At 56.1% G+C, this 21,381-nt stretch carries 17 protein-coding genes; 12 read left to right on the top strand and 5 right to left on the bottom strand.

The features are described 5' to 3' along the window. The first annotated feature begins 72 nt into the window (after positions 1 to 72). The 5 genes from CUN63_RS07650 to CUN63_RS07630 all read left to right on the top strand — a co-directional run bounded on the left by CUN63_RS07650 (position 73) and on the right by CUN63_RS07630 (position 3,989). Complete coding sequence (locus CUN63_RS07650; RefSeq protein ID WP_095129416.1) at positions 73 to 459, top strand: CidA/LrgA family protein; 387 nt, start codon at positions 73 to 75, stop codon at positions 457 to 459. Then, entirely contained in the window at positions 449 to 1,135 is a 687-nt protein-coding gene (locus CUN63_RS07645) for an LrgB family protein (protein ID WP_129438403.1), read from the top strand. The genes CUN63_RS07650 and CUN63_RS07645 overlap by 11 nt, the downstream gene beginning before the upstream one ends. Positions 1,136 to 1,281: 146 nt before the next feature. Further along, positions 1,282 to 2,064, top strand: coding sequence for a class II aldolase/adducin family protein (locus CUN63_RS07640; protein ID WP_129438401.1), 783 nt, complete (start codon positions 1,282 to 1,284; stop codon positions 2,062 to 2,064). Then, complete coding sequence (locus CUN63_RS07635; protein WP_129438399.1) at positions 2,064 to 2,966, top strand: alpha/beta fold hydrolase; 903 nt, start codon at positions 2,064 to 2,066, stop codon at positions 2,964 to 2,966. The genes CUN63_RS07640 and CUN63_RS07635 overlap by 1 nt, the downstream gene beginning before the upstream one ends. A gap of 111 nt (positions 2,967 to 3,077) precedes the next feature. Beyond that, a complete protein-coding gene (locus tag CUN63_RS07630; RefSeq protein ID WP_129438397.1) occupies positions 3,078 to 3,989 on the top strand; it encodes an SDR family oxidoreductase in 912 nt (303 codons plus the stop codon). An 86-nt stretch (positions 3,990 to 4,075) separates the two neighbouring features. Here the strand turns inward: CUN63_RS07630 and CUN63_RS07625 are convergent, their stop codons facing one another. The 4 genes from CUN63_RS07625 to CUN63_RS07610 form a co-directional block, all read right to left on the bottom strand. After that, on the bottom strand, positions 4,076 to 4,342 hold the full coding sequence (locus CUN63_RS07625; RefSeq protein ID WP_129438395.1) for a bacteriocin immunity protein: 267 nt from the start codon (positions 4,340 to 4,342) through the stop codon (positions 4,076 to 4,078). Between the two features lie 163 nt (positions 4,343 to 4,505). After that, entirely contained in the window at positions 4,506 to 4,646 is a 141-nt protein-coding gene (locus CUN63_RS32085) for a bacteriocin immunity protein (protein ID WP_256657747.1), read from the bottom strand. 287 nt (positions 4,647 to 4,933) lie between these two features. Further along, positions 4,934 to 5,194: a bacteriocin immunity protein gene (locus tag CUN63_RS07615; protein WP_129438392.1), complete on the bottom strand. Its 261-nt coding sequence runs from the start codon at positions 5,192 to 5,194 to the stop codon at positions 4,934 to 4,936. A 1-nt stretch (position 5,195) separates the two neighbouring features. Beyond that, positions 5,196 to 7,541, bottom strand: a complete 2,346-nt coding sequence (locus CUN63_RS07610; protein ID WP_256657675.1) for an S-type pyocin domain-containing protein — start codon at positions 7,539 to 7,541, stop codon at positions 5,196 to 5,198. A gap of 661 nt (positions 7,542 to 8,202) precedes the next feature. On the opposite strand from CUN63_RS07610, the gene CUN63_RS07605 reads away from it, so the two are divergent. The 5 genes from CUN63_RS07605 (at position 8,203) to CUN63_RS07585 (ending at position 17,759) form a co-directional block, all read left to right on the top strand. Beyond that, entirely contained in the window at positions 8,203 to 9,996 is a 1,794-nt protein-coding gene (locus CUN63_RS07605; protein ID WP_129438389.1) for a DUF1302 domain-containing protein, read from the top strand. A gap of 23 nt (positions 9,997 to 10,019) precedes the next feature. Beyond that, entirely contained in the window at positions 10,020 to 11,387 is a 1,368-nt protein-coding gene (locus CUN63_RS07600; protein WP_129438387.1) for a DUF1329 domain-containing protein, read from the top strand. Positions 11,388 to 11,527: 140 nt separating this feature from the next. Further along, complete coding sequence (locus CUN63_RS07595) at positions 11,528 to 14,083, top strand: LuxR C-terminal-related transcriptional regulator (protein WP_129438385.1); 2,556 nt, start codon at positions 11,528 to 11,530, stop codon at positions 14,081 to 14,083. Positions 14,084 to 14,244: 161 nt separating this feature from the next. Further along, positions 14,245 to 15,597 (top strand): hypothetical protein, encoded by a 1,353-nt coding sequence (locus CUN63_RS07590; protein ID WP_129438383.1) that lies wholly within the window; start codon positions 14,245 to 14,247, stop codon positions 15,595 to 15,597. Further along, on the top strand, positions 15,576 to 17,759 hold the full coding sequence (locus CUN63_RS07585) for a dermonecrotic toxin domain-containing protein (RefSeq protein ID WP_371928228.1): 2,184 nt from the start codon (positions 15,576 to 15,578) through the stop codon (positions 17,757 to 17,759). Before CUN63_RS07590 ends, CUN63_RS07585 begins: the two co-directional genes overlap by 22 nt. Before the next feature lie 52 nt (positions 17,760 to 17,811). Here CUN63_RS07585 and CUN63_RS07580 read toward each other — a convergent pair whose 3' ends face one another. Beyond that, positions 17,812 to 18,603: an IclR family transcriptional regulator gene (locus tag CUN63_RS07580; protein WP_129438379.1), complete on the bottom strand. Its 792-nt coding sequence runs from the start codon at positions 18,601 to 18,603 to the stop codon at positions 17,812 to 17,814. A 165-nt stretch (positions 18,604 to 18,768) separates the two neighbouring features. On the opposite strand from CUN63_RS07580, the gene hmgA reads away from it, so the two are divergent. Then, the gene (gene hmgA, locus CUN63_RS07575) at positions 18,769 to 20,073 is read left to right on the top strand and encodes a homogentisate 1,2-dioxygenase (RefSeq protein ID WP_129438377.1); all 1,305 of its coding nucleotides are present in this window, start codon (positions 18,769 to 18,771) and stop codon (positions 20,071 to 20,073) included. A 3-nt stretch (positions 20,074 to 20,076) separates the two neighbouring features. After that, positions 20,077 to 21,381, top strand: a complete 1,305-nt coding sequence (gene fahA, locus CUN63_RS07570; protein WP_129438375.1) for a fumarylacetoacetase — start codon at positions 20,077 to 20,079, stop codon at positions 21,379 to 21,381.

Raw genomic sequence — 21,381 nt, 5'->3', positions numbered from 1 at the left:
TTTCGAGTCTAACAATTCGCTTCGGGTATAGCAGCCCGCTCCGTAAAATGAGCACCTGTGAGGACCGAAGACATGAACGCATCAACCTTAAAAAGCTTGGCTCGACTGGCGACCGAATTGGCCGTGCTGCTGGCCATCTATCTGCTCGGCTGCCAGATGGCCGTTTGGTTTTCCTGGCCGATTCCCGGTGGTGTCATCGGCATGGTGCTGTTGCTGCTGGCGTTCGCTTTGGGTGTGGTCAAACCGGCAGCGCTGCAAATGGGCGCCGGCCTGTTGATGGCCGAGATGCTGTTGTTCTTCATTCCGGCGCTCATGAGCCTGCTCGATTACGGCGGTCTGCTGCGCAGCGACGGTTGGCGGATTTTGCTGGTGATCGGCGTCAGCACGCTGATGGTGATGCTGGTGACCGCCTTTACCGTGGAACTGGTGGTGCGGTTGAGGAGATCTCGTGAAGCTTGAGCTGATGCCGATGTTCTGGCTGGCCTTCACGCTGCTGGCTTATTTATTCAGCCGCTGGATCTACCGTCGCACTGGTCGCTATGTACTGTCGCCACTGATTCTGGTCCCGGCCCTTTTGTTGGCACTCGCCGTGCCGCTGCACACCGCGTATGCCGAATATTCGAGCAACACCCATTGGCTGATGCTGGTATTGGGACCGGTCACCGTCGCTTTTGCGGTACCGATCTGGCAGCAACGGCAGATGCTGATGCGGCATTGGTCGGCGTTGTTGCTTGGGATGATGGCGGGCAGCGCGGCGTCCATCGGCAGTTCGTTCGGGTTGGCCAAGGCGCTGGCACTGGACAGTTCGGTGACGATGTCGCTGGTGCCGCGTTCGATCACCACGCCTTTTGCCATGCCGCTGGCCCAGGAGCTGGGCGGCGTACCGGACCTGACGGCGGTGTTTGTGATGTTCACCGGGGTGTTCGGGGCGATGCTCGGCGGCATTCTGCTCAAGTGGTTGCCCCTGCGCAGTGCCTTGGCTCGAGGGGCATTGTTTGGCGTCGGCGCGCACGGTGCCGGGGTTAGTCGAGCACATGAAGTGGGGGGTGAAGAGGGCTCGGTGGCGGGGTTAGTCATGGTTCTGACGGGGCTGCTGAATCTGTTCGCCGCACCCTTGTTGGCGGCAGTACTTTGACATGGATCCAGGATCATCGGCGTACTGACTCGCTAGGCCATCAAGCTGGCTGCCAATGCAACTACACGATTCCCGGGGCGTGACTAGACTGCTGTAACGCCGGTAACAATAGAAACCCCAAGAATAAAAATTAGAGGTTCCTTGCCGTGAACGTAGCCCCCGTCCAATCACCACACAGTGTCAAAGACCAGGTCAGCGCCGCCGAGTGGCAGACCCGCGTCGATCTGGCCGCCTGCTATCGTCTGGTTGCCTTGCATGGCTGGGATGACCTGATTTTTACCCACATCTCGGCCAAGGTCCCCGGTACCGAAGACTTTCTGATCAACCCGTTCGGGCTGATGTTCCACGAGATTACCGCGTCGAGCCTGGTCAAGGTCGATCAGGCCGGCAACAAGCTGATGGACAGCCCTTACGAGATCAACCCGGCCGGTTACACCATCCACAGCGCGGTGCACGAGGTTCGTCACGATGTCGTCTGCGTGCTGCACACCCATACGGCGGCGGGTGTCGCGGTGTCGGCGCAGAGACAAGGCATTTTGCCGATCAGCCAACAATCATTGTTTGTCCTGTCCAGCCTGGCTTATCACGCCTACGAAGGTGTTGCGCTTAACCATGAAGAGAAGGCGCGACTGCAAGCCGACCTCGGCGAAAACAATTTCCTGATGCTGCACAACCACGGTCTGCTGACCTGCGGCGCTACCATCGCCGATACGTTCCTGATGATGTTTACCTTCCAGCGCGCCTGCGATATCCAGGTGCTGGCGCAGAACGGTGGCGCCGAGTTGATCGCCATCGAACCGCAGATTCTGGCAGGCGCCAAGGCAATGATCGCCGGCGTCACCAAAAGTGCTCAAGGGATGGGTGGCGCACTCGCATGGCCAGCGCTGCTGCGCAAACTCGATAAACAAGACGCGGGTTATAAACTCTAATGGCCCTCGCCGAGATCCCCCTGTGTGTCTGGCGCAAACGCGGCCAGACGTTTGTATTCCGTGGCCAGACCATCCGTTACTGGACGGCGGGGCAGGGTGAGCCACTGTTGCTCATTCATGGCTTCCCGACCGCCAGTTGGGACTGGCATTTCCTCTGGCAGCCGCTGACCCAGCGCTATCGGGTGATTGCCTGCGACATGCTCGGCTTTGGCGACTCCGCAAAACCGGTGGACCACGAATACAGCCTGCTGGAGCAGGCTGATCTGCAACAGGCCTTGCTGGAGCATGTGAAGGTTGAGCAGCCGGTGCACCTGTTGGCCCACGATTATGGCGACAGCGTGGCTCAGGAACTGTTGGCCCGGCATTACGAAGCGCGCATCCATATTGCCAGCTGTGTGTTCCTCAATGGCGGCCTCTTTCCCGAAACCCATCGTCCGATACTGATGCAAAAACTCCTGCTCAGCCCCTTGGGCTGGATGATCGGGCGAGCCTTTTCCCGTGACGGTCTGGTGAAGAGTTTCCGGCAGATCTTCGGTCCGCAGAGCCGTCCCACCGAGAGCGAAATGGATGATTTCTGGAGCCTGATCGAGAGCAATCACGGGCCACGGATCATGCACAAATTGATCGCCTACATCCCTGAGCGGCGTGCCCAGCGCGAGCGTTGGGTCAGCGCGATGCAGCGTGGTGAAGTGCAGTTGCGGGTGATCGATGGTGAGGTCGATCCGTTTTCCGGTGCGCACATGGTCGAGCGCTATCGGGAACTGATCCCGAACCCGGACACAGTCTTGTTGCCCGGCATCGGCCACTACCCGCAAACCGAGGCGCCGGGGCAGGTACTCAAGCACTATCTGGCGTTTCGCGATCAGCTGGTTTCACCGCCGCGCAAGGCCGCCTGCTCCTGATTATCCCTCTGCCTTATCGCGCACCATTCAGCCTCACCCCAGTTCATTGTGACCCGCGTCGCCGTGCCTGACACTCGGACTCATTGTCCCCTGGCCTGCTGGAGTCCCCCAATGAATGAGTCTGTGCGCTTCGAAGATAAAGTCGTGATCATCACGGGTGCTGGCGGCGGCCTGGGCCGGGCCCACGCGCTGCTGTTCGCCAAACAGGGCGCCAAAGTGCTGGTCAACGATCTCGGCGGCTCGGCTCAGGGCGAAGGCGCAAACGCTTCGGCGGCCGACCGGGTGGTGGCCGAAATTCGCGAGGCCGGTGGTATCGCCGAGGCCAACCATGACTCCGTCACCGACGGCGACAAAATCGTTCAGAACGCCTTGGACACCTTCGGCCGTGTCGATGTAGTGGTCAACAACGCCGGGATCCTGCGGGACAAAACCTTCCACAAAATGGAAGACGGCGACTGGGACCTGGTTTACCGCGTCCACGTCGAAGGCGCCTACAAAGTTACCCGTGCCGCCTGGCCGCACCTGCGCGAGCAAAACTACGGCCGCGTCATCTTCACCGCTTCGACCTCGGGCATTTACGGCAACTTCGGCCAGTCCAACTACGGAATGGCCAAACTCGGCCTCTACGGCCTGACCCGCACCCTGGCCATCGAAGGCCGCAAGAACAACATCCTGGTCAACGCCATCGCCCCCACCGGCGGCACCCGCATGACCGAAGGCCTGATCCCGCCGCAAGTCTTTGAACAACTCAAACCGGAACTGGTCAGCCCGCTGGTGGTGTACCTCGCCAGCGAGAACTGCCAGGAAACCTCCGGGCTGTTTGAAGTCGGTGGCGGCTGGATGGGCAAGGTGCGCTGGGAACGAAGCCTCGGCGCGGGGTTTGATCCGCGGGTCGGTTTCTCACCCGAAGATGTGGCGGCGCATTGGCAGCAGATTTGTGATTTCGAAGGCGCGGCGCACCCGCAGGACAACCTTGAAGCGCTGAAGGAAATGATGGGGAATTTGCAGAAGTATTCGATTTAATGGAAACCAGCGAGGTCACTGTTTTTTTGACCTTGCTGGTTCTTGATAGTCGGAACTGAAGTCGAATGCTTGCTTCTTTGTTTGGATTACTTTGTTTCAGTTTTGAAGTTAGGCTTTCCGTTGGCCGAACGCCATTGTTTTATTGCGTTTATTACACCGATCGGGCTGTCTTCAACACCCTCTCTTGGGTCATATAAAACGCCTGTGCCGTCAGGGTGTTCTGACGTGAGTACAATGTTTTCGACAATTGCATCATGCTCGGCTTCGGATGAGTAATTGCCCTCGAATAAACACTCGACGAGGTCTAAGTATTTGTCTTCTGTGTATTCTTCCAGTGTGCTACGAAGATTCATTTCATTCTCCTTTTGTATTGGAGTGAGTGCTGATATGCGTTTTCGGCGTCATCACCCGAAGTTGTCTATGTCATAGACCCAGCTGCTTAGCGTAACCGGTTATGTACAGCAAGTTTTTATGTCTCAGAGGGGCAAAAGCAAACTCTTGCCCCAAGTGGTTAAATTATTCGGGCTTAAAGCCAGGTTTTCCGTTGGCGGCCCGCCATTGCTTGAAGATATTTATTACGCCGTTTGGGCTGTCTTCCACACCCTCTTCTGGGTGGCACAATACGTCTGATGCATTGGGGTGTTCAGAAGTGCTGATTATGTTTTAAAAGATGTTGTCGTGCTCATCCTCTGATGAGTAGTTTCCTTCAAATAATAAGCCTACAAGGATTAGGTGCTCGTGCTCTGTGTGATCTTCAAACTTGCTTTTTAAAATCATGTTGAATTGCTATTTTTTCTGAGTGATTTTGGATATGCGGCTTTTGGTTTCAGAGCACGAAGTTTGTCTATGTCGTAGACCGACCCGTTTTCACTGGTTGGCTTGATATAGCGCCGTTAAAATTGCCTCAGTTGGGGCAAGAGCGTGCTCTTGCCCCAATTGGTTTGTTATTCAGATTTGAAGCCTGGTTTGCCGTTGGCTGCTCGCCAGGTTTTAATGGCTTCTAATACTCCTTCAGGGCTGTCTTCAACACCTTCTTCTGGATAATACAAAACGCCTGTGCCGTTTGGATGTTCTGAAGTGCTTACGATGTTGTCAACAAATGCATCGTGTTCTTTCTCTGATGAAAATTTTCCTTGGAACAAGCGATTGATAACATTCAGATATTCGGATTCTGTGTATTCTTCGAATTTATTTTTTAGTTCCATTTCATATTTCTCCTTTTCTGGAATGAATTTCAATGTGCTGCTTTGGTGTCAGTATACGAAGATTATCTATGTCGTAAACTGCACCGCCTTCACTGATAGGCTTGACGTGATGGATCTCAAACTTCTTCCGTCCACCGACTTGCTCCGAGGGGAGGGCACTTGGTGATAGACCATCTCTCACGTCAATTTTGTTGAGTTGGGTAAACTGATCAATCAGAAATAGGTCATTTGCCACGGCCTTCCAAAATACTCTGCGAAACGCTTTAAAACTCGAAAACTCCCGTCCTCGAAATTTATCTGCAATCTGCATCGGAATTGGCGCTCCATCTCCCGTCGAGGCTGCACCCAACCAGTTTCCGGAAACTAGTTGTCCGGCGCCACTGGCAACACCTGGATCCTGCCGCCGATCCCTGAACATCGTGAATGTCGGAGGGATCCCGGAGTCGATCGGAAAGACGGTGATGAAGCCACCAAACCCGTAGCGATCCAGCTCTGGAAACGGATCGATTCGCCCCGTGTCGGGGGTGACGGTAGCGCCTTCATAGATCGGCAGGTCAGTGTCGATCAGCGGGGATTCCGTTGATGGATCCAGCGGTTCTACCAGCGGCGTCCAGGTGATGACGGGACCGTTGGAGACGGTGCTGCTGGATACGTAGACATTCTTGCGCGCGTCAAAGTGAGCAAGCCTTACCGGCACTCTGGCGGGTACTGTCACTCCGTCAGTGGTAACAACGACGATCTCTACCCTGTTGCCTATCGTCCTCGAACCGAGTCTCACTGGCAGGTCGATTTCCCCTCCGACGGCTGCCAGTTCGAACAGGTCGGCAGTTGAATCAGGAGCGAGTTCTGACAGCGGAACACTTACAGAGAAAAGATCACCGTTACCCAGCCTGGAGGGAACCGATAGGGCGGCGAACCCGACCAGTACCGGCGCTGCTACTGACGCGAGTGCAGCGATAACCGCGGATACCGCTGCACGTAACGCGGTCCTGAGCGCCAAGGAGGTCGCGGGACTAACGCCGACAGTTCCTAGTGTGCCGGTAAACGTTGGGCCGAATGCCGCCATTGAACCGTAGTGGGCGAATTCGGGATTTTCCCAGCGTGCCTCAGTCTGAGCTTGCCACCGGGATTTCAGTCGCGCTTGTTCTGCAAGTCGTTCCGGTTCGGCCTGAGCATCCAGCAATGCCTGCTGTCGCCTTTTTTCCTGCGCTTCCAGCACTGCCTGGAATAACCTTTCTCGGCGGTTTTTCTCAGCTTGTTGGCGAGACACGTCCCGCTCTGTGCGTAGTGCGTTTTCACGCTGACGTTCTCGCTGCTCTTTTTGAGTTCGGTGCGCTCGTTCTATGCGTGATTTCTCAGCCTCAGCCTCAGCTGCCCGGCGCAAGGGTTCTGCTTGCGCTTCCAGGCGTGCCTGTTCTGCAGCCACTTGGCGCGCAGCTTCAGCGGCAGTTTGTGCTTGTTCCTTGGCAAGACGCCTAGCCTCACTTAGGGCTGCAAGCCGTGCCTGCTTACGAGCAATAAAAGCATCCCGCTCTCGGCGTGCCGCATCGGCAATGTCCCTCTGCCTTTGCTGTTCAGCTGCAATCCGGGCGCGCTCGGCAGCTACTCGTTGTGCTTCTTGTTCCGCCGCTAATCGCGTCTGTTCAGCGGCCTGCATGGCACTGAGGGTGTGTTGAAGATTGACTGTTCGCTGGTGGAGCGACTGCAAGGTTTGAGACAGCAATCTGGCATCGATCGCGGCTCTGAGCGATTGATTCAAGGCCTGCATGGCAATGCCATTCGGTCCCGGCCACTTCTCCATCTTAGTGGCTTGGATCATGAATTCATTGATATGCCGGTTAAATGGATCACCGCCATAAAACATATTGGCAGTGGCTGTTTTACTGTGGAACTCTGCGGTTTTACGTGCTGTAAGTTTATTCAGTGCGCCTAATTCCCGAACGATTGATTGCAATGGCGGAACCGGGTCCGTTGGACCTTCATGTCGGGTCGCTACCAGTTCTGCCTCGATGGTTTGCGGTAGTTCGCTGGACCTGGTCTGATATTCCTGCTCCAGTGCCTTCGTCGTATTTATTACGGTGCCTCGATTTTGATTGTAAGTCGAAACACCGGGCCCAAATGGACCTGCTTGCAAACGAGTTTCACTTCTAGGCGGGGGTATAAAATGATCGGGTGCGACGCCTACTGTATGTACAGGTGTAGTTATTTCGAGAAAACCTGGCCTCGAGTTATTTTCCTGTGGTGGTTTTGGTGGTTTTTGCATATTCATATCCTTTTGAATTTGCGCGCTATTTAAGATGTAAGTTTTGTTGGTGTGTATGCACTGCCAACAGTTTTGTCGTGCCATTTCAAGTTACAGCTAAACGAAAAATAATGGGTCTGAGAGGCGTGTGGGCTTTTGCACATAAACTTGAGAGGAGTTTCGATAAGGCGGGAATACAGGCGAGATTGTCCTCTGCGTAAGAAGATGTTTCTTATGCAGTTACAGGAAATGTCTTGTAGGACTTGTTTTAAACATCTAGTAAAACGGGCTGGCACAACAAAACCACCGCCCATAAAAAAGGCCGCTGCAAACGCAGCGGCCAAAGTAAGACGATTGATCAAGGAGCAATAAATCAACGTCAGTGAACACGGGGCGATGAGTCGAACATCTTCAATTCATCTGAAATCTATCGCCAATGACGCGGACGGGTCACTCGCCATTACTTCGTGCTTTCCGGCCGTTTGCCGTGAAAGCCCGGCAAGAATAAGGCCTTGAGCCAAAAGGAAAAATAGCAATTCATGACATGAACTGTTGCAGCATGAGTAACAGTGCTGACAGACCCCGCCTACACGCCATGCGCTGCGTTGATAACCCTCCATCCAGCCCATCCATAACCCGCGCAAATCCCCGTCCCATGCGGGCATTCATCCTTTGGAGGTACACCGCGAATACCTCCTTGGTGCGCTTATCGCTCCCAACGTGCGGCAGTAGGGTGGGGCCTTCTGTCACTCACCGGGGAAGACGCATGACAAAAACAACAATGCGCGCCATCTTCACGCCGCAAGCGCTCGCCGCTGCGGTTGCCTTGGGTTGCTGCGCCCAGGCGCAGGCTGTTTCATTCAACATCGGGGAAATCGAGGGGACCTTTGACTCTTCGCTGTCCGTCGGCGCGAGCTGGGGCATGCGCGATGCCGACAAATCCCTGGTGGGCATCGTCAATGGCGGGACCGGCCAGTCTTCGACCGGGGATGACGGGCGGCTGAACTTCAAGAAGGGCGAAACCTTCTCCAAGATCTTCAAAGGTATTCATGACCTTGAATTGAAGTACGGCGACACCGGTGTGTTCGTGCGTGGCAAGTACTGGTACGACTTCGAACTCAAGGACGAGGACCGTGAGTTCAAGCAGATCAGTGACAGCGGTCGTAAAGAAGGCGCCAAGTCCTCCGGGGCGCAGCTGCTCGATGCCTTCGTCTATCACAACTATTCCATCGCCGATCTGCCGGGCACTGTGCGCGCCGGCAAACAAGTGGTCAGCTGGGGTGAAAGTACGTTCATTGGCAACTCGATCAACAGCATCAACCCGATCGATGTTTCAGCGTTCCGCCGTCCTGGCGCCGAAATCAAGGAAGGCCTGATTCCGGTGAACATGCTGTTCGCCTCCCAGGGTCTGACCGATCAGCTCTCGGTGGAAGGTTTCTATCAACTGGAGTGGGACCAGACTGTCGTCGACAACTGCGGCACCTTCTTCGGCAACGACGTGGTGGCGGATGGTTGCAACAAGAACTACACCGTTGCCAGCCCGGCGATCGCACCGTTGCAACCGATCGCTGCAGCGTTTGGCCAAGGCTTCGAGGTCGGCAGGGAAGGCGTGATCGTCCCACGTGGCGGTGACCGCGATGCCCGCGACTCCGGGCAGTGGGGCACGGCGTTGCGCTGGCTCGGCGACGACACCGAGTACGGTCTGTACTTCATGAACTATCACAGCCGTACCCCGACGGTCGGCACCACCACAGCCGGCCTGACAACGCTGGCACGGATCCCGGCCATCGTCGGTGCCGCCAACAGAATCGCGCCCGGTACCGGGTCTGCACTGGCTCAGAGTGTGATGCTCGGACGCGGCCAGTATTACCTTGAGTACCCGGAAGACATTCGTCTCTACGGTGCGAGCTTTTCCACCACCTTGCCTACCGGTACGGCGTGGACCGGCGAGATCAGCTATCGCCCCAACGCTCCGGTGCAAGTCAACACCAACGACCTGACCCTGGCGTTGCTCAACCCAATCGCACGCGGCGCGGCATCGCCTGTCGCGACCACGCCAGGTGCCGACAACAAAGGCTACCGCCGCAAAGAAGTGACGCAGGTCCAGAGCACCCTGACGCACTTCTTCGACCAAGTGCTGGGTGCCCAACGGCTGACCCTGGTTGGCGAAGCGGCGGTGGTGCACGTGGGTGGTCTGGAGTCTCGAACCAAGCTGCGTTACGGCCGTGACTCGGTCTATGGCCAGTACGGTTTTGGCGGCGATACCGACGGCTTCGTCACCTCGACCTCCTGGGGCTACCGCGCCCGGGCGATCCTCGATTACGCCAACGTGATTGGCGGGATCAACCTCAAGCCCAACCTGTCCTGGTCCCACGACGTCGCCGGCTACGGCCCCAACGGGCTGTTCAACGAAGGCGCCAAGGCCGTCAGCGTCGGCGTCGATGCCGACTACCGCAACACCTATACCGCGAGCCTCAGTTACACCGATTTCTTCGGCGGTGACTACAACACCCTGGAAGACCGTGACTTCCTGGCGCTGAGCTTCGGCGTGAACTTCTGATCTGGCTGAGAAGGATGATTTTAATGCGCAAGATGATTCTGCAATGCGGCGCCCTGGCCCTGAGCCTGTTGGCTGCCAACGTGATGGCGGCGGTCTCGCCTGAAGAAGCCAACAAGCTTGGCACCAGCCTTACGCCGCTGGGCGCCGAGAAAGCCGGCAACGCCGACGGCTCGATCCCGGCCTGGACCGGCGGCATCCCGAAAAACGCCGGCGCGGTGGACAGCAAAGGCTTCCTGGCTGACCCGTTCGCCAGCGAAAAACCACTGTTTATCATCACGGCCGCGACGGTCGACAAGTACAAAGACAAGTTGTCGGAAGGTCAGGTGGCGATGTTCAAGCGCTACCCGGAAACCTACAAGATCCCGGTCTATCCGACCCACCGCACCGTGGCCGTACCCCCGGAGATTTACGAGTCGGCCAAGCGCAGCGCGCTGAACGTGAACAGCATCAACGACGGTAACGGCCTGGCCAACTTCACCGGCAACCGCTACTACGCCTTCCCGATTCCGAAGGTCGGCGTCGAGGTGCTGTGGAACCACATCACCCGCTATCACGGCGGCAACCTGCGACGCATCATCACTCAGGTGACCCCGCAAACGAACGGCAGCTACACGCCGATCCGCTTCGAGGAAGAGATCGCTGTTCCGCAACTGATGAAGGAACTGGACCCGGAAAAAGCTGCCAACGTGCTGACCTTCTTCAAACAGTCGGTGACGGCACCTGCACGACTGGCGGGTAACGTGCTGCTGGTGCACGAAACCCTCGATCAGGTGAAAGAGCCGCGTCTGGCCTGGATCTACAACGCTGGCCAGCGTCGTGTGCGTCGCGCACCGCAAGTGGCCTATGACGGGCCGGGTACTGCCGCTGACGGCCTGCGCACGTCCGACAACTTCGACATGTTCTCCGGTGCACCGGATCGCTACGACTGGAAACTGGTCGGCAAGAAGGAAATGTACATCCCTTACAACAGCTACAAACTCGACTCGCCGAGCCTCAAGTATGATGACATTGTGAAAGCCGGCCACATCAATCAGGACCTGACCCGTTATGAGTTGCACCGGGTCTGGGAAGTGATCGGTACGGTCAAGCCGAGTGAACGGCACATCTACGCCAAACGCCACATGTACCTCGACGAAGACAGCTGGCAAGTGGCGCTGGCGGACCATTACGACGGTCGCGGTCAGCTGTGGCGGGTGGCCGAGGGTCACGCTCAGTACTACTACGATCACCAGACCCAGGCTTACACCCTCGAAGCGCTCTACGACATCATTGCCGGCCGATACATTGCCCTGGGAATGAAGAACGAAGAGAAGCACAGTTTCGAATTCGGCTTCGAAGCCAAGGCTGCCGACTACACGCCATCGGCCTTGCGCGCCGAGGGCGTTCGGTAAGGGTTTTGATACATCGACAGTACAAAAGGCGACCGGGTGGTCGCCTTTTTTATGGCTGCCAATCAGCGTGCTGAATACTTCTCAACAAGCGGGTTAGAGAGGGCTAGGGTTGCCGGACAATTATAAAAAGGCACGCCGCAATGACCGCCATGATCCCGTGTCTGGACCGTTCTGGATTTCTGCCCCGTCTGTCCACTCATCACCAGTTGCGGGTTCGCTTGACCGAGCCGTTACTGGCCTCCACGGCCCGGGTGAAATTACTTTGCGCGCCGGCCGGCAGTGGCAAGACAGCGCTGCTCGCCGAATGCCTGTTGCAGGCACCGCCGCAGTGCCGCGTGTTCTGGTTGCCATTGTCTGGCACGGTGTTGAGCGCGTTGGATTTTCGTCATCGTCTGACAGAAACGCTGGGGTTGGCTTCGTCGGGCGAATCCGATTTGCTGGGGTATCTGTCACGATTGCAGACGCCAACCTGGCTGTTTCTCGATGACTATTGCCGCCTGCCAAACCCGGAGCTGGACCTGCTACTGGATCGCATGCTGGCGATCAGCAGCCCGATGCTGACCTGGTGGCTGGGTGCTCGCCGCCGGCCGCAATGCAACTGGCCGCGCTTGCTGCTTGATGATGAGTTGTATGAGTGCGAGCACTCCGCGCTGGCGTTTAATCAACGTGAGATCGCCCAGCTGTTGCGACATTTGGCACCGGCCGAGGCCAATACTGTCGCCGGCAAGATCATCCAGCGCAGTGGTGGCTGGTGCGCCGGCGTACGGATTGCGCTGCTGCAAAAATGCGACTGGTCACACAACAACACGCCACATGGCCGAACGAACACCTTGCTCGATTACCTGGAGCACGAGTTGTTTACCACGCTGACGCCGGAGCTGACGGAAGCCTGGCGGGTACTCGCCCATTTACCGCGATTCAATGCAAGGCTGTGCGATCACCTGTTTGGCGCGGGTGAAGGTGCGCAATGTTTGAGGACGTTGCAAGAATTGGGTTGTTTTATCGAGCCTTGGCAGGGCTCGGCAGACTGGCTGCAGATTTTCCCGCCACTCACCCAGTTGATGCGCGATGAGCAATGGCCGGCGGGACGTTCCTGGCATCGTCGTGCCTGCCAGTGGTTTGCGGCCGAACTCGATTGGAAAGCCGCCTTCGAACAAGCACTGCTGGCTGAAGAGTTCGAGGTCGCCGTCAGCCTGTTGCAGCATTTCAGTTTCGAGCACCTGTTCGAGGAACAGACGGTCGTGCTGTTGTTGCGTTTGCATGAGCAGCAGGGCGAGGAACTGATGCTCGGGTCGTCGCAACTGGTCGGGTTGATCACCGCAGCCTTGCTGTTTGCCGGTCGATTCGAGCAAGCGGCCGATTGCATCGAACATCTGTCTCGATTCACCCCTCAGCCGTCGGCGTTCCTTCAGCGGCAATTGATTGCGCGTTGGCAGGCCCAGCAAGGCTGGCTACTGCATTTGCAGGGGCGCATGGAGGGGGCGCGCGCGCATTTTCTCGAGGCGCTGACCGTGCTCGGTCCTGACCTCTGGCCCGTGCGCTTGATGTGCCTGTCGGGTTTGACGCAACAGGCCTTGCTGCGGGGGGAACTCGATGTGGCGCAGGCGATAAACCGAGATGCGTTGTGCCTGGCGCGAGCACAAGGCTCGCTGGTGTTCGAAGGGCTGCTGGAACTCGATCACGCGCAATTACTGGAGCAACGCGGGGCTCTCGGTCGTGCAGAAACACTACTTGCCAACATTTCTGATCTGCTCCGTGAACAATCAACCCGTTCCACTCCATTGCTGGGCCGAATCGCCCTGCGTCGCGGGCGTCTGGCTTTGTGCCAGGGGCAGGACGAGCGCGCAGCGGAACTCTTTCAGGCAGGGATGGATGTTTGTTTGCGCAACCACGACAAGCGCGTGCTTTACGGCTTTCTCGGTCAGGCGCAACTGGCAGCCAATCAGCGTGACTATTCCCTGGCCTTTGTCCGACTGCGCGACGCGGAGCGGCTGATGCAACAGCGCCAGATTCCGGACACCGTTTACAGGGGCGCCCTGCTGCAAGTCAGCAGTCATTTCTGGCTCCAGCAAGGGCGCCCCGAACTCGCTCATGAAGCGTTGACTCGTGTATTGCGTCACTATCGCGGACCGCACGCACGTCAAGCGCCACCAGCGACGATGGAACTGATACCGCGTATCGAGTACCTGCTGGTTCTGGCGGAGGTTCATCTGCAACGAGCGCTTGAGCCGCTGACCCTGCTCAAGCACTTTTCAGATCGTGCAGAAGCAGGCGGCGCGCAGGGTCTCGAAGCCGAGTTGCACCTGGCGATCGCGGAAGTAGCTTTTGTTCAGGGCAACTTTGCTTTGGCCAGAGAGGCTCTTGAGCAAGGTCTGGAGCTCGTTCGTCGTTGCAACTTGCCGCTTTTATTGAGCCAGCTTCGTCTGCGGCAGCCGAATCTGTTAGCGGAACTGGGGATCATCGCCTGCATAGCAGAACAAACTGATGCAATAAGTGACGATAACCCGCTTAGTCTGCGAGAGACACAGGTGTTGACATTAATTGCGTCTGGCAATTCGAATCAGCAGATCGCCGAACAACTTTTTATTTCATTGCATACGGTAAAAACTCACGTGCGGCGAATTCACGGAAAGTTAGGTGTGGAACGCAGAACTCATGCTGTTGCCAAAGCCCGATTGTTGGGTTTGTGGAAGTAGAGTGCTGAGGGGACGGATGTTAAAACTGTAACTTTAAAGTACTACATGAGTTGAAAGGAATTTTGGCTTTATTTGTTGCTGGTGTCTGATTTAGCTTAATTGCAAGTGGGTGAGGTTAAAAGCTTCACTCCTTCAATTAAATAATTCAGAGAAAATTGGTTATGGACGATCAGAGGATTTCAAATCCGCAGTTTAAACTGGCTGAAGTAAGTGAGGCTATTAAGCAGTTATCTAGTCAGTTGGCGAGTGCTCCTTCGTTCAAAGGATTGCTTCAGGAATGTGTGTTGAAGGAACTTCAGAGACTGGATCCGGAAGTGTATGTCAGCAGGGTCTTTATCAATCGGCGCGACAGTGCTTCTGCGTCTGCCAATGAGCCAACAGGCGTGCTGAATTACGTAGTTGTGGAGTGTCTGTTACGTGGGCGTGCACCTGTTTATAACGCTGCTGAGTATGGTGTATACGACTGGCGTGACTCGACGGCTGAAGAGGATCGCCACCCTGTTCTGGATATCGTAACGGTTGGCAAACTGATCACAGAACTACTCCTGAATCTGCCGGAAAAGTACGCTGCGGTTATTGACCGGTATTGGTCTGCCTCTCAGGGTTCCGACGCCACAGGGCGACCATTATCTACGCGTAAAAGCATATTGCGAACCCTCTATGTCACGCTTTTCTGGCGTGAGTTGGCCGTCATGGCGGCGGAGGGTGGTTTGACACCGGACGACGAAAAGAAAGTCAATGAGTTGGCCAGCCCTCTGCTTCCCAGCGCGTTTTATGGTGTCTCGGTTCAGTTGCATGAAGGAGGTTTCGCGGCATTGGCTTCGACCTTCGTCATGCGCCTGGATGGTCAGTCGTTGGGGGCGATTATCCCGACGACTGACAGTGCAGTGATTCTTTATACGCCGAGTCGAGGTGTGGAGAAGTTCGTTACTTCGCGGGCACTGCATGAGGCACTCAAGAAGCGTCTGAGTGAGCCGCCCCATCGGGCAGAGCTCCTGAAAGGTCTTTCGTCCGATGACGTAGATCAGGTCAGCAATAGTCCTGATATTCGTTATTCGAGAATTGATGAAGATGTATTTTCGGCTGGCATCAATGCCGCGCTGAAGAAGCAAATGGCCAATATCGTTGGTCAGCTACGGGAAATGAACGGCTCGCGTTCGGATAACGAAAAAACGGTGCAGGAAATTGGCTCAATGCTGCATCTGGAAGAGATGACCAAGGATGCCAAAGGTCGTGCCGCCGTTTTCATTAAGTTGATTTCGAGAAATGCCCGGCCAGGATGGTTGAAGGAGAGTTATGAAACTAATCAAGAACTTTATGCGTCCCTTGAGCAGAGATTGCTTGAAAGCGAGGTGAAGCTTCATGAAGCGACTAAAGGTGCTTCAACGTTTAAAAACTATGTTCACGGAGTTGTAGGAGATTTCATTTCGCCAGGTACAGATGAACGTATTGATCCAGACACCATCTTTGTGACTGTTCGGCATACTGTTAAATTAGCGGACGGAAAAAAGTAGAGCACAGTGAGCGAAAAACGCTGACTCAGGCTTTCATGTATGGTGCTCATGATCAAGAGGGACAGTATGTGGTGGTTGTAGAGGAGTTCTATAACAATCCAAAGTTAAGTCCGTCTAATATTGTGCGAGCGATTCAGTCGTTAAACCTTCGTGTGGCGTATAACATGGCGAGACAACGGGTTTATTCACAGGATCACGTCGTCGAATCGATGCGAGAGCGCTTGGGGCGAAAGACCGCCTTGACAATGTTTGGCGCCATCTTGCAAAACCACGTTACCTCGGTCGCTCAGGACATAGTGCAGCGTTACAACTTCGGCGATCCGTCGATAGAGATAACTGGGATTGCGCTAGGGGCCAGATTCAAGCCGATGAAAGATTTGATGGTGTATCGGAGGAAAAGTGCCGATGTCAATAGAAGCACTCATGTACTTTATGCGCCGGGTTTTCCGACGGGGCAGGAGTGGTTTCAGTTTCCTGATCTGAAAAGCTTACAACAGCAAATTGGTCTTTGGGCTTTTGACAAAGAAGGGCAGGCCTATTTGAGGGGGAAGGGATATTCAAGTGAAAGGGAAGAGTTGGAAGAAAATTATCACGTAGAAAAGCCGAGCTTGGTGTTACAAGAGTGGTGGTGGTCCTCGATCCAACTGACACAGTGGATCGAAGATGGTCTATTAAAAGGGAGTGTCCAGAATATAATCAGCTGGGAGGCGGACGAGGTGGAAGTCGCTACGCCGCGGTGGTACAGGAACTCGAATGTGGCAGATCAGCTTCTGTTGAATCGCTTAAATGCAGACTTCAAGTCAATTTATCAGATTTCCAAAGACAAGCTTGATATTGAGCCATTCCATAAATTCGCTCGAAGCCTGGTGATGAAGACGCTGAACGAGTACCTGAGTCGCTCCGGATCTCATCCGGAAATTGATCCTGATGAGGTGTGGGTGAAGTTTCACGCTGATTCAAAAATCAGTTTGACCAACTTGTTCATCCAGTGGCAGTTGTGGCGCAGTGATATCTCGATCTTTGAAAAGTTTTTCTTCGGTACCAATCCTTTTGGCGGAAGATTTCTCGATCTCAAGGAACAGTTGAGGAGTGCATCGTTCTGGACTTTTTCCAATCAACCCATTGCGGCGCTGAATGCAAAAGTAATTAATGCCCTCATTGATCTGATGCCAGGTGAAAAATACATTGAGTATCTTCGGGCCAAATTCCTGAGCGCCCCTGACGTAGATTTGAAGGTGAGCCTTTATCGAAAGTTAAAACAAAATGAAATCCTTCGGTCGGCACTCACGCAGAAAATGAAAGGTGAGATGTCGCAGGAACAGTTCAACTGGTTGAAGGGGTTGATTGACGGTTTTGATCGAGACATCCCTCGTGAGAGTTACATTATCGTAGGTGGTAAGCCGGGTATTGGGGTTTACGAATTTACGCTTGAAGGTCGCAAACTGGAGGGCGCCTATGTCTTTGGTCGTAGGGTTAATGGTCGTGAAGAATTAATTATCTATATACCTGATACGCCCGATGGCAAAGACTTCTTTCCTGTCGAAGAGTTAGCCGCTCGATTGAAGAGCTGGCGTTATGGCCAGCATATTTTGAAATTGGCGCGTCTGGAACATAGAAATGTCATAGAAAACAAAATAAGCCGTTACAGTCATTGGAGCGGTCCGATCTCGTCTACGCCTGTGCTGGAGAATAGCTATCCGGTGTTGGCTTTCAAGCAGGAATACTGGTCCATGATTGGACGCTTTATTGCCGATGTGGATTATCAGACGACAAGCCCGGCCGAAGCGATATGGCAGGAAGCAAAAATCCTGATTGATTTGGCACTCGATGTGGTGTCGTTGTTAATTCCGCCAGTTGGCATTGTGGTGAGCATGCTCCGAATCACTCACTCAGTCGTCCTGGGAATAGTTGCTTCCAGCGAGGGGGATGACAAGGCGGCCAATGCCCATTTTGCCACTGCCTGGAGAGGGGCTATTACTCTATATATCGGTGCTGTCGCTTCGGTAGGAGCACCTGTTAATGCAGTTGGCCTACTGTCCAGAATCAAGGATATTACCGACCTTGTCTCGACTGTAACCGGGGTCCCGGTAGGCATCAGCTATATAACGGCAGTCGCCGTTCCACAATACGACGTGCAGAGCACGACTCGATTGATAGGTTAATGCAGTGATCAATAGGCCTGGAAAAGTCCAGGCGTCGAACTAGAACTGCATTTCAACAATGGATGGGAGATGTCTCATACCCCATCCGCCAACTAACGGCCCGCGTCGCCGCCAGCAATCGCTGCGCCGCCGGGCCGTTTTCGTCGGCGTGGAACAACGATGCCGGGCCAACAATAGTCATCACCGCCGCAACATTCCCGATGGCGTTGAACACCGGCGCCGACAAAGCATCGACCCCCGGCATCAGCAAGCCATGCACATGATGCAGACCGCGTTCGCGGATCTGTTCGCACAAGATGGCGTAGGTCTTTTCATCCGCCAGCAGGTGGTCGGCGACGGCGATCTCCCGTTCGCGCAATTCATCGGTTTCCCGATGTGGCAGAAAGGCGCTGAACACCAGGCCAGTGGACGAACTGAGCAACGGCAACACCGAACCCAACTGAGTCACCACCGTCACCGCGCGCACCGCCGGTTCGATATGCACCACGGTCGCGCCCTGGTTGCCCCACACCGCCAGGAAGCAGGTTTCGTTCAACTCATCGCGCAATTCGGCCAGGGGCAAGGCGCCGACTTTCAGCACGTCCATACTGTTGAGTGCGGCGAGACCGACGCGCAAGGCTTCGCGGCCCAGGCCGTAATGGTTGGTGGCAGCATTCTGTTCAGCAAAACCGCTGGCAATCAGCGCCTGCAAATAGCGGTGAACCTTGCTTGCCGGCATCTGCACGTGTTCGGCCAGGCGTGACAACGAGGTGGATGGCGACAACTCGGCCAGGGCCTTGAGGATGTCGGTGCCGACCTCGGCCGAGCGGACTTTCTGTTTATCGTTGCTGCGCGGCGTTTCCATGGAGGCGGTCTGATCCCGGGACGAATGGGCGTCTTTATAGCTTGACGGTCAATACCAATCAAATTACGTTAAGCGTAATCGAATTACGATAAAAACAACCCGGGCGTGCCGAGACCTCTCAAACGGAGCGACAGGCCATTGCCTACTCCCTGTTCAGGAGGCTCCATGAACCTCGATTCAACGGCGCCCGCGCTGGCTTATCAGTCCGGCTTCGGCAACGAATTCAGCAGCGAAGCGTTGCCCGACGCACTGCCCGTCGGCCAGAATTCCCCGCAAAAAGCCCCGTACGGTCTCTACACCGAACTGTTCTCTGGTACCGCGTTCACCATGGCCCGCAGCGAGGCGCGGCGCACTTGGATGTACCGGATTCAGCCGTCGGCCAATCACCCGGCGTTCGTCAAACTGGATCGGCAACTGGCCGGCGGCGCGTTGGGTGAAGTGACCCCCAACCGTCTGCGCTGGAATCCGTTGGACATCCCGGCCGAGCCAACCGATTTTATCGACGGGCTGGTGAGCATGGCCGCCAACTCGGGCGCGGAAAAACCGGCCGGGATCAGCATTTATAGCTACCGCGCCAACCGCTCCATGGAGCGCGTGTTTTTCAACGCCGACGGCGAACTGTTGCTGGTCCCTGAGCTGGGACGCTTGCGTATTGCGACCGAATTGGGCGTGCTGGAACTGGAACCGCTGGAAATCGCCGTGCTGCCGCGCGGTCTGAAATTTCGCGTCGAACTGCTCGACCCGCAAGCTCGCGGCTACATTGCCGAGAACCACGGCGCGCCGCTGCGCCTGCCCGACCTGGGGCCTATTGGCAGCAACGGTTTGGCCAACGCGCGGGACTTCCTGACCCCGGTCGCGCATTACGAAAACCTCAAGCAACCGACCACGCTGGTGCAGAAATTCCTTGGCCAGTTGTGGGGCTGCGAACTCGATCATTCGCCGCTGAACGTGGTCGCCTGGCACGGCAATAACGTGCCGTACAAATATGACCTGCGCCGTTTCAATACCATCGGCACGGTCAGCTTCGATCACCCGGATCCATCGATCTTCACTGTCCTGACGTCGCCGACCAGCGTGCACGGTCTGGCCAATCTCGACTTCGTGATCTTCCCGCCACGCTGGATGGTCGCCGAGAAAACCTTCCGTCCACCATGGTTCCACCGCAACCTGATGAACGAATTCATGGGCCTGATCAAGGGCGAGTACGACGCCAAGGCCGAAGGTTTCGTGCCCGGCGGTGCGTCCTTGCACAGTTGCATGAGCGCCCACGGCCCGGACGGCGAAACCTGCACCAAGGCGATCAACGCCGAACTCGCGCCAGCGAAAATCGACAACACCATGGCCTTCATGTTCGAGACCAGCCAGGTGCTGCGCCCGAGCCGTTTCGCGCTGGATTGCCCGCAACTGCAAAACAACTACGATGCCTGCTGGGCCACGCTGCCCGCCACTTTCGACCCGACCCGGAGATAACCCATGACTCAGACTTCCATCACTCGTAGCTGGGTTGCCTCCGCCAACGGCCATGCTGATTTCCCTCTGCAGAACCTGCCGCTGGGCGTGTTCAGCGTGAAGGGTTCGGCACCGCGCAGTGGCGTGGCCATTGGCGAACATATCTTTGATCTGGAAGCTGCACTGGACGCCGGACTGTTCGATGGCGTCGCAAAAACTGCAGTCGAAGCCACCCGTGGCGGTCAGCTGAACGCGTTCTTCGAACTGGGTCGTGAAGCTCGCGTTGCCCTGCGCGAACGCCTGCTGGAACTGTTCAAAGAAGGCAGCACCCTGCACGGCAAGATCGAAGCCCAAGGTGCAAAATTGCTGCCACTGGCGGCGAATTGCGAGATGCACCTGCCAGCGAAAATCAACGACTACACCGACTTCTACGTCGGCATCGAGCACGCGCAGAACGTCGGCAAACTGTTCCGTCCGGACAACCCATTGCTGCCGAACTACAAGTACGTGCCGATCGGCTACCACGGCCGCGCCTCGACCATTCGCCCGTCCGGCACCGACGTTCGCCGTCCGAAAGGCCAGACGCTGCCAGCCGGCCAGACCGAGCCGACGTTTGGTCCATGTGCACGTCTGGATTATGAGCTGGAGCTGGGCATCTGGATCGGTCAGGGCAACGAGATGGGCGACTCGATTGCCATCGGTGACGCCGCCGATCACATTGCCGGTTTCTGCCTGCTCAATGACTGGTCGGCGCGAGATATCCAGGCCTGGGAATACCAGCCGTTGGGGCCGTTCCTGTCCAAGAGTTTCATCACCAGCATCTCGCCTTGGGTCGTTACCGCCGAAGCGCTGGAACCGTTCCGTCGTGCTCAACCGGCACGTCCGGAAGGCGATCCGCAGCCGCTGCCGTACCTGTTCGACAAGCGCGATCAAGCCGCGGGCGCGTTCGATATCGAGCTGGAAGTGCTGCTGCTCACCGAAGGTCTGCGCGAGCAAAAACTGCCGGCCCATCGCCTGACCCTGAGCAATACCCAACACATGTACTGGACCGTGGCGCAAATGGTCGCGCACCACAGCGTCAACGGCTGCCAGTTGCAGGCCGGTGACCTGTTCGGTTCGGGCACCTTGTCGGGGCCGGAAAACGGTCAGTTCGGTAGCCTGCTGGAAATCACCGAGGGCGGTAAAAAGCCGATCGAACTCGCGTCCGGCGAGGTGCGTAAGTTCCTTGAAGATGGCGACGAAATCATCCTGCGCGCCCGTTGCAACCGCGAGGGTATTGCCTCCATCGGTTTCGGCGAATGCCGCGGCAAAGTGCTGCCGGCGCGCTAA

The sequence above is a fragment of the Pseudomonas sp. ACM7 genome (genome assembly GCF_004136015.1).
Lineage (GTDB): Bacteria > Pseudomonadota > Gammaproteobacteria > Pseudomonadales > Pseudomonadaceae > Aquipseudomonas > Aquipseudomonas frigoris.
Note: the sequence above shows the minus strand (reverse complement) of the source record. Positions and strands in the feature narration are given on the sequence as shown.

Coding starts and splice junctions, on each gene's coding strand:
- CUN63_RS07650 (WP_095129416.1), top strand. CDS start 73: ATGAACGCATCAACCTTAAAAAGCTTGGCTCGACTGGCGACCGAATTG.
- CUN63_RS07635 (WP_129438399.1), top strand. CDS start 2,064: ATGGCCCTCGCCGAGATCCCCCTGTGTGTCTGGCGCAAACGCGGCCAG.
- CUN63_RS07630 (WP_129438397.1), top strand. CDS start 3,078: ATGAATGAGTCTGTGCGCTTCGAAGATAAAGTCGTGATCATCACGGGT.
- CUN63_RS07625 (WP_129438395.1), bottom strand. CDS start 4,342: ATGAATCTTCGTAGCACACTGGAAGAATACACAGAAGACAAATACTTA.
- CUN63_RS07615 (WP_129438392.1), bottom strand. CDS start 5,194: ATGGAACTAAAAAATAAATTCGAAGAATACACAGAATCCGAATATCTG.
- CUN63_RS07610 (WP_256657675.1), bottom strand. CDS start 7,541: ATGGCACGACAAAACTGTTGGCAGTGCATACACACCAACAAAACTTAC.
- CUN63_RS07605 (WP_129438389.1), top strand. CDS start 8,203: ATGACAAAAACAACAATGCGCGCCATCTTCACGCCGCAAGCGCTCGCC.
- CUN63_RS07600 (WP_129438387.1), top strand. CDS start 10,020: ATGCGCAAGATGATTCTGCAATGCGGCGCCCTGGCCCTGAGCCTGTTG.
- CUN63_RS07595 (WP_129438385.1), top strand. CDS start 11,528: ATGACCGCCATGATCCCGTGTCTGGACCGTTCTGGATTTCTGCCCCGT.
- CUN63_RS07590 (WP_129438383.1), top strand. CDS start 14,245: ATGGACGATCAGAGGATTTCAAATCCGCAGTTTAAACTGGCTGAAGTA.
- CUN63_RS07580 (WP_129438379.1), bottom strand. CDS start 18,603: ATGGAAACGCCGCGCAGCAACGATAAACAGAAAGTCCGCTCGGCCGAG.
- hmgA (WP_129438377.1), top strand. CDS start 18,769: ATGAACCTCGATTCAACGGCGCCCGCGCTGGCTTATCAGTCCGGCTTC.
- fahA (WP_129438375.1), top strand. CDS start 20,077: ATGACTCAGACTTCCATCACTCGTAGCTGGGTTGCCTCCGCCAACGGC.